Raw genomic sequence first — 12,482 nt, 5'->3', positions numbered from 1 at the left:
GCCGCGGGCCGAAATCTGTTGTCGCACAACGTGGATTGTTGCTGAGTGGGTGCCGTCGGCCCGGGCGTTCGCCGGAGTGGTCGGTGCCCCCGGTCGGGTTCGAACCGACACTTGGTGGATTTTAAGTCCACTGCCTCTGCCAGTTGGGCTACGGGGGCGTCTGGGTCAGCGTACCGATGGGTACGGTCCCTGCGGAATTCGGTTTTGGGGAGAGGCTATTTGGTGGGGGCGATCATGATCGGGGTGGAGACGGAGAGCAGTAAGGATTGGCTGGTGGAGCCGAAGACCTTGCCGGCGAAGCCGCCTCGGCCCCGGGTGCCGACCACCAGGAGTTGGGTGCCGGTGGACCAGTCGAGGAGGGAGCGTTCGGGGCGGTCGCGGACCACCTCGCGGTCGATGCGGACGTTGGGGTAGCGCTCCTGCCAACCCGCGAGGCTCTCGGCCAGGACGTAGTCGTCGAGGGCGTCCATTTCGGGGTCCTGGTGGTCTTCGGGGTCGGTCCAGGCGTGCAGGGCGATCAGGCTCACGCCGCGGGCGGATGCCTCGTCCAGGGCCGCGGCGATGGCGGGTTCGCTGACTTTGGTGCCGTCCACGCCTACCAGGATGGGGCGCGTATGCATGTCGGGTGGCAGATCCACGCCGTCCCGCGCGATGACCAGCGGGCAGTGGGAGCGCCGGGCCAGGAGCGAGCTGACCGAACCGAGGAGGGCGCGGCGCAGGCTGCCGCCGCCACGCGAACCCGCCACCAGCATGCGGGCGGTGCGGGTGCGCTCGAGGAGGGTGGGGGCCACCGCGCCGTGCGCCAGTTCGGTGGTGATCTCTATGCCGGGGGCGGCCTTCGCGGCCTGCCGCTGGGCGTCGTCGAGGAGCCAGCCGCCGTGCTGTTCGAGGCGGGTGTAATCGTCGGTGGTGAGGACGGTGCCGAGGCCGAGGCCGTCATCGGGGGTGAGTTCCAGGACGCGCAGCAGATGCAGCGGCGCGTGGTGCAGGGCCGCGGCCTGCGCGGCCCAGTCGACCGCCGAACCGGCGGATTCATCGATGGCGGCGACAATGGGCGCACCGTTCGACATGCTTGTGTCCTCTCCTGCTTTCGACTCCGGAACCATCGGTCGCGCAGGGCGGTATTGCACGCCCGGATCGATAGCCAAGCGGTCGCTATCGACCTTACGTGGCGTCGGACCGGCTGCGACAGACCGGCGCCCGGACCCGCCGCGTTGAACTGGTCAAAGGCCTGAATGCGCCAGCTTCGGGATCATTGCGACAGCAGCCCTTTCAAGAGCAGGTCGACGAGCCGTTCCAGATAGTCCTCGTCGATCACTTGCCGGGTGAACAAGGCTCGGAAATGCACCGGCGCGGTGACGGTTTCGAGGATCAGCTGGTGATCGGCTGCCGCGGTCAGCTCGCCGCGGGCGATGGCGCGATCGATCATGGCCGAGGCGGCGCGTAACCGGTCGCGCCAGAACCGGTCCCGGGATTCGTCGAGCGCGGGGTTATCCGGGCTGGCGGTCCAGGCGCGCGAGAGCGCGGCGCCGAGCGGGGTTTTCACCATCTCGTCCATCGACCGGGCGAAGGTGATGAGGTCCGAGCGCAGCGCGCCGGTGTCGGGGATGGGTAACTGCTGCCAGCTGTGTTCCAGCAGCGCGTCGAACATGAGCTGCTCGCGAGTCTTCCAGCGGCGGTAGATAGTGGTCTCGTGCACGCCGGAGCGGGCGGCGACCTCGGCGATGTTCAACTGGTCGAAACCGTTGTCGGCCAGGGCCGTCAGGGTCGCGTCCAGTACGGCCGCGCGGACGCGGGCGGAGCGGCCGCCGGTGCGGCGGCGGATCTCGGGCTCGGTCACCCGATTCATATTAACGCAAGATCTCTTGCGTTATCGACCGCCCGGGTCTACCGTGATTTAACGCAAGTTGAATTGCGTTAAATCTTCGCAGGAGGATCCGATGGCATACGAATGGCCCGTCGACCCGCACGATCTGTTCCTCGAGAGATACCCGCAGATGGTGAACACCGGCGTCGCCGCCGCGGATGCCGACGCCATGCGCGCCGCGATCACCGACATGTGGCCCGACCGGCCCGGCGGCTGGGTGTACGAATGGTCCCGCCTGGCCGCCGGATACGCGGCGTCCGGCGCTCACCTGCGGGCCGCCACCGCCTACGGCTGGGCCAAATTCCCCACCCTCGCCGATGCAGCGAAGCGCGCCGCCCAGACCGCCCAGGTCGCGCAATACCTGCTCGCCGCACCGGATTTCGGCATCGCCTTCGAACGGCGCAGCATTGCGATCCCGCGGCGCGGCGAGCAGATCGACCTGCCGGTGCACCTGCTCACCCCGCCCGGCTGGACCGCCGCCGACCCCGTCCTGCTGGCCAGCGGCGGCGTCGACAGCTGGAAGATGGATCTGCACAACCTGTTCGTGGCCACCGCGCTGCGCACCGGACTCCGGGTGCTGGCCTTCGACATCCCCGGCACCGGCGAGACCACCGTGCCCATGTCCGTCGACGGCTACGGCGTGATCGGCGCGCTCATCGAGACGGCCCGCGGCCTCGGCAGCGGAAAGGTTGCGCACCTGGGCATCTCCATGGGCGGCTACTACTCGGCCCGCTCCGGCCTGGCCGGGGACGTGGACGCCGCGGTCGTGCTCGGCGGACCCGTCGAACAGAGCTTCGCCGCCGACCGCACCTGGGCCTTCGGCATGCGGGGAATCATCGGCAACGCACTGGGATTCGACCACGAACCCACCGACACCGAACTGTCCCAGCATATGTCGGGCTTCGGCCTGCGCGAATTGCTCGACCGCGACCGGAACGCCCCCATGCTGGTGATCAACGGCGCCGACGATGTCCACGTCCCGCAACACGACACCCTCGTCTTCGAGGGCCGCCGCGACACCGAGACGATCCTGCTCCCCGACGCCGGCCACTGCGGTGGCGCGAAACTGCCGCAGGCCATGGGCATCATCATGGACTGGCTGGCCGCCGCCGAACTGCGCTGAGCCGGAAGATCCGGTGCTGAACGGCCGAGGGGGCGATCTTCCGGTCCGGTCGAGCCGAATCGCCATCGCCCTGGTCGATCGGGCGGTGGCATCCGCGGGGCCGGATGTCAGGAGCGGCGAGGCATTCGCCGGGCCCAGATGTCGGGCATCGGCGGGACATCCGCCGGACCGGATGCCAGGCAACGGTGAGACATTCGGGCCGCAGGTCGCCTGGCGGCCGTGGTTCAGGAGCGCTCGGCGCCGGCGGGCCAGAGGACGGTGACCGGGAGCCGGCGCTCGCGGGCTGCCGCGACCACGTCGGCGGTGCCGCCGAAGCCGCGGGCCGGTCGGCCGTCCCATACGGCGAGCAGTTCGTCGGCGTCTTCGAGCATGCGCAGGCTGCCCGCCTGGTGCGCTTGCGAATCCGACTCCTCACGATCCAGTTCGATGACCAGGGTGGCGGCGGCGAGTAGCCGGTCGTAGGCCGAATGATGGTCGGCGGGCAGGCTTTCCCGATATCGGCGGGCGGGCACGACCGCGATCAGCTGCCCGCCGGCATCGAGGATGGCGCGCGCGAACAGTGAATCCGGGCCGTCCGCAAGGCAGCTCACGCCGATCAGCGGGACGCCGGAGCCGTCGGGCAGCAGGCGCAGGGCGACCTCGATGCGGAGCGCGTGCTCCACCAGTGTGAGCGTCGGCGGCGGCAGTCCCCGATGCCCGGTGATGGCGACACGAGTCATTGATCGTCTCGTCCGTAGAGGGTCGCGAGGGCGTCGTCCAGTGCCCTCGCCTCGACGGTACGCGCGGGCAGCCCGGCGCGGAAAGTCCTGGCCAGGCGGGTGATTCGCTCACTGCGATAGGTGAGCCCGACCATCAGCGCCTCGGCCGCGAGCGTGCACCCGGCCTCGATGTCGCCGCTGCGCGCCAGCACCTGCGCGTGCTCCACCTTGGCCAGTGCCCGCGGTTTCTCGGCGGTGAGCGCGGAGTCGGCGGCCGCGAAGGCGAGCGCCGCGGCGCGGTGGTCGCCGAGCCGGGTGAGCGCACTCGCCTGATACCGCGCGGCCTTGGGTCCGTCGAAGGCGAAGACCCAGGGCCACTGCGGTTCTCCGCGCTGCCGCTCCACCAATCGTTCGGCCTTGCGCAGTGCGGCGAGCGCATTGCCGCGGTCACCGGTGGCGGCATAGGCGACCGCGAGCAGTGAGGACAGCCAGGCCCCCGCACTGTCGGGCGTGCCGGGCCCGAGTTGCGCTGCGGCGGTGCGCAGCAAGGTCAATCCGGCTCGCCCGTCACCCATTTCGACCGCATAGTGCCCGAGACTGGCCGTCATGTAGGAGACGAGCAGCGGGTGATGCGTGCGCTCCGCATGCCGGATGGCCTCGACATAGCGCCGCCGGGCCGCCGCGTCGTCGCCGCGGTCGGCGGCCAGCCAGGCGGCGAGCCCGGCGATTTCGGACAGGGCGCGGAAGCCGCTGGAGGTGCGCAGCCGATCCCGGACTACTCCGGCGACCAGGTTCAGATGCGCATCCACCACCGGCGCCAGCCGATCCGAGGGCACCGAGGATTCCATGCGCCGATAGTTAGCGGTGGGCCCGGCCATGGTTTCGACGAGCTCGCCCTCGGTGGGCGCGCTGTTCGCCAGCACCGCGCCCGCGGTCAGGGCGAGTGCGCTGGTGAGAAACTGCTTGCGGTTCACGCTCTCGTCATCCGCTGCCCGGCGCGGCGTGCGGAAGCCGAGTTCGGCGTCCGTGGCAACATTCAGCACCGCCCGCAATGCCGCTCGATAATGCTTTCTCGGCCATGTAGTTTCGCCTCGCTCCCACTTGCCGACGTGCCGTTCGTCGACGGCCCCGCGCTTGTTGGTGACCCGGAAGACCTGGTCGTTGACGGCGTCGGCCAATTCCCGGCGAGTCATCGATTGTCCGGGCGCCCCTGGTGATTCCATGCGCAGGCGAGCCTCGATGAGCAGCTCGTTGCGTCCGGTCACGGCGTGCGGCCTCTCTGCTGACCCCACAGTCGAGAATAGGTCTTCCACGGATTTGCCGTGCTGTCATGACCCGCGTTTGCCCATTACTTTCCCCATTGCCCGGCCTCGATCAATCCGGTAGGGCGGACGAACGTTGAAGTCGTCACGGACAGTGGCAGTGGAAGGCCCCGAGGGATAGCCATGACAACCGAACCCAATGCCATCGGATGGTTGCGGAGCGACGTATCGGGTGAGCGGCAGCAATGGGATGAGGCTCGGATCCGGGGGCTGGCGCATCGGCTCGGCTACGACCTGCGCAAGACGGTGGTGTTCGGCCCGCGCACCGATCGCCCGCTGCATCGGCTGCGCATGCTGGTGTCCAGCCTCGCGCTGGAGGCCGTGATCGTGCCCAGCATCGAGCATTTCGACGGTGGTGAGGTGCCGGCCGAGCTGGTCGCGGTGGCCGACATCATCACGGTGTCACCGGAGAACACCTACGCCCGCTACTCCACCGGGCGGGTGCCCGAATGGCTCGAGGGGTAGCGGGTGTTCAGTCCAGGCGCACTGCCAGCGTCGCCACCACGGCATCGGTGCGGGCCCGCAGTTGCGCGGTCAGTACGGGGCCGCGGGGATTGTGCAGCAACCGATGCCACCATCGGCGGGTTTCGATCTGGGTGAGCAGCACGGTCACCTGATGGCCCTTGTCCGTTTGTTTGCGGACATAACCAACGAGGGTGGCAACCAGGCTCCGATTGGGACTGGGCAGCACCACCAGCGGCACCCCCGGATCCCATTTCTTCCACAGCGCGCCAAGGCGTTTCGAGGAGGAGGGTTCGATCGCCACGGCGACCGCGACCACCTCGCCGCCCATCCGCAGCGCGGCGCTGATGGCCTGTTCGGTGAGCAGGTTGACCGTCACCACCGGCACCACGATGAGACTGGTCCGGGTGCCCGGGGCCGGGCTGGGCGGAATCTGGCCCTGCTTCAGCAGTTTCGCCACACTCCCGTAGTAGTTCTCGGTCCGCCCGAACAGCACCACCAGGCCGGGCACGATGATCAGCAGCAGCCACGCGCCCTCCGTGAACTTCTCGACCAGCAGCACCACGCCCGCGATGGCGGTCAATATCGCGCCGAAACCATTGAGCAGCGACCGCCACACCCAGCCCGGACTACGTTCCCGCCGCCAGTGCAGCACCAGGCCGACCTGACTGATGGTGAAGCCGATGAACACGCCGATGGCGAAGACCGGCAGCAATCGATGCGTATCGGCGTTCACGATGAGCAGCACGATCAGCGACAGGATCGCCAAAGCGCCCACGCCGTAGCGGAATACCGGCCGTTCCGACCGCATGGCGAAGGCGTGCGCCACCCGATGATCCTTCGCCAGCAGCGACAGCAGTACCGGCAGGCCGCCGAAACTGGTGTTGGCGGCCAGCACCAGGACCAGCGTGACCGCGATATTGGTGACGTAGAACATCCAGCCCTTGCCGAAGGCCGCGGCCGTCAGCTGCGCCAGGATGGTGACATCCCCGCGCGGCACCATGTCGTACTGGCGGATCAGCAGCGCGAGGCCGACCAGCATGACGCCGAGCAGCAGGCCGAGCGCGATCTCGGTGTGCTGGGCGCGTTTCACCGCGGGTGTGCGGAAGGCGGGCACCGCATTGGCGATGGCCTCGACACCGGTCAGTGAGGAGCAACCGGCGGAGAAGGCCTTGAGTATCAAGACGATTCCGACCGCCTCGGTGGGTTCCACCGGACCCAGGTCGGTGCCCACGGTGGCGAGCGGATCGTGATGCAGGAAGCCGCCCACGATGACCGCGAAGATGGCGAGCACGAACACGATGGTCGGGCCCATCAGCACCTTGGCCGATTCCGCGATGCCGACCAGGTTGATGGCGGTCAGCACCACCAGCCCGATCAGCGTGACCAGCAGCAGATGATCCGCGAGCACCGGGAAGGCGCTGGCCAGGCTGGCCGCGCCCGCCGCCAGGCTGACGGCCACGGTGAGGGTGTAGTCCACCACCAGGCTGGCCGCCGCCAGCAGGCTGGGCCAGCGCCCGAGATCCTTCTTGGCCACCGCGTACGCGCCGCCGCCGTCCGGGTGCACGGCGATGACCTGCCGATAGGACAGCACCAGCACCAGCAGCAGCGCCGTGATGGCCAGGGAGATCGGCAATGTCCAGGAGACCGCGGCGATACCGGCCGGAATGAGCGCCAGCACAATCGATTCGGGGCCGTAGGCGACGCTGGACAGGGCGTCCAGGGACAGGGCGGCGAGCCCGCCCAGCGCGGTCAGCCGGAAGGCGTCGCCGCGCAGGGCTCTCCGCACTCGGCGGTCGGCCACGCGGGGTTGCGGGTTCGGGGTCTCCAGCGTCTCCACCACAGGCTCATTGAACGCGGTGCCGACACAAACCGCGCGGTATGACACCGGATAGGTGGCAGTTTTTCACCAGCGGCGGACGCGTGGTTCGAATCAGCGCCGGGTGAGCGGCGGGCGCAGGCCCAGATGTTCGCGCAGCGTTCGCCCCGCGTATTCGGTGCGGTAGGAGCCGCGGTCCTGAAGCTCGGGGACGAGCCATGCCACGATCTCGTCGAGACCGGTCGGCACCAGGTACGGCGTGATATTGAAACCGTCACTCGCCCCGTGCCGCACCCACCGCGTCAGCTCATCGGCCACCTGACCCGGCGTGCCCGCGAAACCGAAACGAGCGGTGGTCTCGATGGCCACCTGCCGCAGCGTCAGCTGCTTCGACTCGGCCAGCGCCCGCCACTGCCGCGCCACCTCGGACCGATCGTGACCGTCCCGCTGCGCACCCCGCGTTCCCGAAATCACCGAGGACTCCGGCTCTTCCGCCGGCAAGGGACCGTCCGGATCCAGATGCGACAGATCCCGGCCCCACACTTGTCCGGCCAGTGACAACGCGGTCGCACCGGTGATCTGCTGTTCCAGCACCCAGCGTTTCTTCTCCTCGACCTCGGATTCCTGCTCGGCGAGCACGATCTGCGTGCCCGGCAGGATGCGGATGTCATCCGCCGGACGCCCCGCGGCGACCAGGCGGGCGCGGATATCGTTCGCGAAATCCAGCGCCGGATCGAAGTGAGTTCCGAAGGGGGAGAAGATGACTTCGGCATGCGCCGCGGCGAAATCCCGTCCGGTGGGCGAGACGCCGGCCTGGAAGATCACCGGATGACCCTGCGGGCTGCGCGGCACCGTCGGCGTGATGGCGACCCGGAAATGCTCGTTGTCCCGCTCGACCGTGCGGACCGCGCCGGGCTCGGCCCAGGACCCGCTGCGCCGTGCGGTGGCGATCGCGGTATCCGACCAGGAATCCCAGATTTCCTTTGCGGTACGCAGGAATTCGGCGGCCCGCTCGTAGCGCAGCGCATGATCCAGGAACCCGCCGCGCCGGAAATTCTCACCCGTCCAGGCATTGTCGGTGGTGACCGCGTTCCAGCCCGCACGGCCGCCGGACAGCACATCCAGCGAGGCGAGCCGCCGGGCCAGATCCGCGGGCTCGTTGTAGGTGGTGTTCTGCGTGGCCACCAGCCCGATCCGATCGGTGACCCCGGCCAGCGCCGCCAACTGTGTGATGGCGTCCGGGCGGCCCGCGATATCGGTGTCGAGCAACTGCCCGTCCTGCTCCCGCAGGCGCAGGCCCTCGCCGAGGAAGAAGGCGTCGAACAGCCCGCGCTCGGCCGTGGTGGCGACGCGGCGGAAGGTCTCGAAGTCGATCTGCGAGCCGCTGCTCGGATCGGACCAGATGGTGGAGTGGTTGACGCCCTGCAGGAAGACGCCGAAATGCACGGTGGCGTCGGGGAAGGGGACCTCGGTCATCGGGTGGCTTCCTTCACATAGCGGTTGGCGGGCCGGGACAGTCCGAGATTCGCGCGCAGGGTGGAACCCGGCACGGGACGATGCGCGAGACCCGAACGCAGCAGCGCGGGCAATACGTAGCGCGCCAGCACGGGCAGGTCCTCGTCCAGAACGGCGGGATGCAGGCGCACACCGTCGGCCTCGGTGGCCAGCTCCGTGAGGACCGCGACGAGCTCTGCCGCCGAGCCCGAAAAGTTCAGGCGCACGCCCGATTCGGGCTCGCCGGGCGCGTCGGGACTCACGCCGTTCACCGTGCCGCGCGCCCCGGTGGCAGGCCCGCCGCCGGAGGACGTGTTGCCGTTCCCGGCATTCGCCACCGCACCCGATGAGGGGACGTCGGCCTCGGCGCGGGCCGCTGTCGTCTCGGGCCGATTGCCGGAGGGGTGGTTGTCCGTTCCGGTCCGGAGGGCGGCCAGGCGCTCGGCCGCGGTCGCGGCGGGTGTGTCCAGCGTGACGCGAAGGTCGATCACTACCCGTGGCACACCGGCTGCGCGGGCGCGGCGCGCGGCGTCCAAGGCGGCGGGTACGGTCGGCGCGGTGACCACGGCGACATCGAGGCGGTCGGAACCGGTTGTGGCGTCGCCGAATACGACCACCTGGCCTTGCGGCGGCCGGGGCACGATGGCGGGGCCCTTCACCGAGAAGGTCTCGCCGATGAAGTCGGCGTAGTGCAGCTTGTCGCGGTTCAGGAATCTGCCCGTGGCGTAGTCGCGGACCACCGCGTCGTCCTCCCACGAATCCCACAGTCGCCGTGCGACTTCGACCGAATCGGTGCGCTCGCGGCGGATTTCGGGCTCCAGTACGCGTGGCTCCCGCCCCCAGGCGCGCGCCGCCCGTGGTTCGTCGGTGACCAGCCAGCCAGCCCGGCCGCGCGAGGCGTAGTCGAGGGTGGCCAGTTGCGAGGAAACGTGGAACGGCTCGGCGTAGGTCGCCGCCACCACCGGGACCAGGCCGAGGGTGCTCGTCGTAGCCGCGACGAAGGCGGCGCGGGTGGTGGCGTCGAGCCTGCCACCCGGTCCGTGTGCGGGTGGTGCGAGCGAATCGTCGAAGGTCGCGAAGGTGAATCCGGCATTCTCGGCCGCGGCCACCCGCTCCCGCAGCGTGCGGGATTCGAGCAGTCGTGCGGGTTCGTGCCCGGCGCGCCGCCATGCGGCGGGATGCCAGCCCTCCCCGTCGAGTTCGATTCCCACCGCGAACAGCCTCGTCCGATACTCGTGCTCGATCGCCATACGTTCGACGATCGTCGAACACGCTCCCCGCCACCACAATTGCCGTCACCGTGATCCGAATCCCGCCGCATCATCCGGACCGGTCGGCGTGCATTCCGATCCGTCACCGTGATCCGGGTCGTCGATGCGATCGGACCTCGCCGGCGTCGGGCCGGCGGCGGATCGCTGAATATCTGGTTTCCACAGCACCCTTGCGGGTTCACAGCCGACTCCCAGCCGGTGTGGAGTGACGGGCCAGGTCGGGCCCATACGCTCCGCCGGTTGAATGGGTAATCCTGCGGACTAAGGGAAAGGGCTGTGGATGACCACCATGACCAGCGTCGCGGAAGAGGCGGTCCCGGCGGGACCGGGCGAGCCGCCACAAGCGGCCGCGCTCGACGGCCCGCCGGAGCGGCCGCGCTGGGAGCGGCCCGGAATCCTCGGGCTGCTGGGTGCGACAACGGTGCTCTACCTGTGGGGACTGGGTGGAGTCGGCTGGGGCAATCCGTTCTATGCGGCGGCCGTGCAGTCGGGGACCAAGAGCTGGAAGGCGCTGCTGTTCGCGTCGATGGACCCGCAGAACGCCATCACGGTGGACAAGCCGCCGGCGTCCATGTGGGTCATGGCCCTGTCGGGCCGCATCTTCGGCTTCAACTCGTGGTCGATGATGGCGCCGCAGGCGATCATGGGCGTGCTCTCCGTCGGCCTGCTGTTCCTCGCGGTCAAGCGCTGGGCGGGCCCGGCGGCCGGTCTGATCGCGGCCACCGCGCTGGCACTGACTCCGGTGGCGGCCATGATGTTCCGGTTCAACAACCCGGACGCGCTCATGGTGCTGCTGATCGTCGCGGCCGCGTATTGCACTGTGCGCTCGATCGATTCGCCCGGTGAGCGGTATTGGTCGGCGAGCACCGGCTGGCTGGCCGCGGCGGGCGTGCTCATGGGCTTCGGCTTTCTGGCCAAGATGATGCAGGCGTTCCTGGTGCTGCCGGGCCTGGCCCTGGTGGTGCTGGTGGCCGGTGCGGGCGGCTGGCTGATGCGCGTCTACCGATTGCTCACCGCCGGGCTCACTCTCGTGCTCTCCGCGGGCTGGTTCGTGGCGCTGGTCGCGCTGTGGCCCGCGAACTCGCGGCCGTGGATCGGCGGTTCGACCAGTAACAGCCTCTGGCAGCTGGCCGTCGACTACAACGGCCTGGGCCGCATCATGGGCAACAAGAACGGTGGCGGACATCCGGCGCCGAAGGCCGTGCCCGATCCGACCGCCGTGCCCGATCCGCAACAGCACGGCCCCAAGGGCGGCTGGGGTGGTTTCGGCAGCGATCCGGGTCTCACCCGGCTCTTCAAAGGTGAACTCGCGACCGAGTTCTCGTGGCTGCTGATCGCCGCGCTCATCGCGCTGATCGCGGGGCTGTGGCTGACCCGCCGCGCGCCGCGCACCGATCGGGTGCGGGCTTCGTTCCTGCTGTGGGGCGGTTGGTTGTTGAGCACGGCCGCCGTGCTCAGCACGATGGATCACGGATTCCACTCGTACTACGTGATGGAGCTGAGCCCCGCGGTGGCGGCGCTGGCCGCCCTCGGCGCGACCCAGTTGTGGCAGCGCCGCGAGCACTGGGCGGCCCGGGTCACCCTCGCCGTCATGGTCGTCGGCACCGGTGTGTGGACGGTCGTGCTGTTGAACCGGACGCCCGACTGGTTGCCGTGGCTGCGCTGGACGCTGCTCGGTATCTCGATCGTGGCGGCCGTACTCCTGCTGGCGGTGCACAACTTCCGTCGCTTCGCCCTCGGAATCGGCCTCTTCGCACTGGTTTCCGGTCTGCTCGGATCGACCATCTACACGGTGGAGACGATCTCGCAGGTGCATATCGGCGGCAGCCCGATCGCCGGTCCGCCCAATCCCGAACACGAGGGTGGCGGTTTCGGCCGGGGCGGCGCCCCGGACCCGCAGCTGGCGGCGCTGATCTCGGCGACCGGTAACCGCTGGGCCGCGGCCGCATCCGGTTCGCAGGACGTCACCCCGCTCGAATTGACCACCGACAAGGCGCTGCTCGCGGTGGGCGGTTTCAGTGGCCGGGATCCGTCATTGAGCCTGGACCAGTTCAAGCAGTACGTGGCCGACCACGAGATCGGCTATTTCCTGGTCCACAACCGGGACGACAACGGCGGCTGGCACATGGGCAATGACGATGACAACGACGCGGCCAAGATCACGGCGTGGGTGAAGGGCAACTTCACCTCCACCAAGATCGGCAGCATCGATGTCTACAACCTGAATCCGTAGCCTCGACCGGACACCGGTGGCCGTCCCGAGTTCGTACTCGGGGCGGCCATCCGCGTTTCAAACCTGGCTGAGAATGAACAGTGGCGACCGGGAGTTAATCGGACATGTCAGACACACAAATCCCGGAGCCAATGATTAACTGAGGCTTCATTGTCGAATCCCCTCGGCGTCATGAGCTGCAAGTTTCTTCGGC

At 68.9% G+C, this 12,482-nt stretch carries 10 protein-coding genes and 1 tRNA gene; 3 read left to right on the top strand and 8 right to left on the bottom strand.

The genetic code is table 11. The features are described from left to right. Nucleotides 1-84: 84 nt before the first annotated feature. The 3 genes from ACIP5Y_RS14805 to ACIP5Y_RS14795 all read right to left on the bottom strand — a co-directional run bounded on the left by ACIP5Y_RS14805 (nt 85) and on the right by ACIP5Y_RS14795 (nt 1,840). Nucleotides 85-158 (bottom strand) — tRNA-Leu (locus tag ACIP5Y_RS14805). Between the two features lie 57 nt (nt 159-215). Continuing rightward, a complete protein-coding gene (locus ACIP5Y_RS14800; RefSeq protein ID WP_400350437.1) occupies nt 216-1,070 on the bottom strand; it encodes a universal stress protein in 855 nt (284 codons plus the stop codon). 182 nt (nt 1,071-1,252) lie between these two features. Then, complete coding sequence (locus ACIP5Y_RS14795; protein ID WP_400350435.1) at nt 1,253-1,840, bottom strand: TetR/AcrR family transcriptional regulator; 588 nt, start codon at nt 1,838-1,840, stop codon at nt 1,253-1,255. Nucleotides 1,841-1,940: 100 nt separating this feature from the next. Between ACIP5Y_RS14795 and ACIP5Y_RS14790 the strand changes: the two genes are divergently transcribed. Further along, a complete protein-coding gene (locus tag ACIP5Y_RS14790) occupies nt 1,941-2,990 on the top strand; it encodes an alpha/beta fold hydrolase (RefSeq protein WP_400350434.1) in 1,050 nt (349 codons plus the stop codon). A gap of 224 nt (nt 2,991-3,214) precedes the next feature. Here the strand turns inward: ACIP5Y_RS14790 and ACIP5Y_RS14785 are convergent, their stop codons facing one another. Then, nucleotides 3,215-3,709 carry a hypothetical protein gene (locus ACIP5Y_RS14785; RefSeq protein WP_400350432.1) on the bottom strand — a complete coding sequence of 165 codons (495 nt, stop codon included), beginning with the start codon at nt 3,707-3,709 and terminating at the stop codon, nt 3,215-3,217. Continuing rightward, on the bottom strand, nt 3,706-4,953 hold the full coding sequence (locus ACIP5Y_RS14780; protein WP_400350430.1) for a hypothetical protein: 1,248 nt from the start codon (nt 4,951-4,953) through the stop codon (nt 3,706-3,708). Before ACIP5Y_RS14780 ends, ACIP5Y_RS14785 begins: the two co-directional genes overlap by 4 nt. 180 nt (nt 4,954-5,133) lie before the next feature. On the opposite strand from ACIP5Y_RS14780, the gene ACIP5Y_RS14775 reads away from it, so the two are divergent. Beyond that, the gene (locus ACIP5Y_RS14775; protein ID WP_400350428.1) at nt 5,134-5,475 is read left to right on the top strand and encodes a hypothetical protein; all 342 of its coding nucleotides are present in this window, start codon (nt 5,134-5,136) and stop codon (nt 5,473-5,475) included. A gap of 7 nt (nt 5,476-5,482) precedes the next feature. Here ACIP5Y_RS14775 and ACIP5Y_RS14770 read toward each other — a convergent pair whose 3' ends face one another. The 3 genes from ACIP5Y_RS14770 to ACIP5Y_RS14760 form a co-directional block, all read right to left on the bottom strand. Next, complete coding sequence (locus tag ACIP5Y_RS14770) at nt 5,483-7,315, bottom strand: APC family permease (RefSeq protein WP_400350426.1); 1,833 nt, start codon at nt 7,313-7,315, stop codon at nt 5,483-5,485. A 90-nt stretch (nt 7,316-7,405) separates the two neighbouring features. Beyond that, the gene (locus ACIP5Y_RS14765; protein WP_400350424.1) at nt 7,406-8,767 is read right to left on the bottom strand and encodes an NtaA/DmoA family FMN-dependent monooxygenase; all 1,362 of its coding nucleotides are present in this window, start codon (nt 8,765-8,767) and stop codon (nt 7,406-7,408) included. After that, nucleotides 8,764-10,035: an LLM class flavin-dependent oxidoreductase gene (locus ACIP5Y_RS14760; RefSeq protein ID WP_400350422.1), complete on the bottom strand. Its 1,272-nt coding sequence runs from the start codon at nt 10,033-10,035 to the stop codon at nt 8,764-8,766. Before ACIP5Y_RS14760 ends, ACIP5Y_RS14765 begins: the two co-directional genes overlap by 4 nt. Before the next feature lie 301 nt (nt 10,036-10,336). On the opposite strand from ACIP5Y_RS14760, the gene ACIP5Y_RS14755 reads away from it, so the two are divergent. Next, complete coding sequence (locus ACIP5Y_RS14755) at nt 10,337-12,289, top strand: ArnT family glycosyltransferase (protein ID WP_400350420.1); 1,953 nt, start codon at nt 10,337-10,339, stop codon at nt 12,287-12,289. Nucleotides 12,290-12,482 lie beyond the last annotated feature (193 nt).

This window comes from Nocardia sp. NPDC088792, assembly GCF_044750615.1.
In the GTDB taxonomy this organism is placed as follows: Bacteria; Actinomycetota; Actinomycetes; order Mycobacteriales; family Mycobacteriaceae; genus Nocardia.
This window is presented reverse-complemented; position numbering and strand designations above follow the sequence as displayed.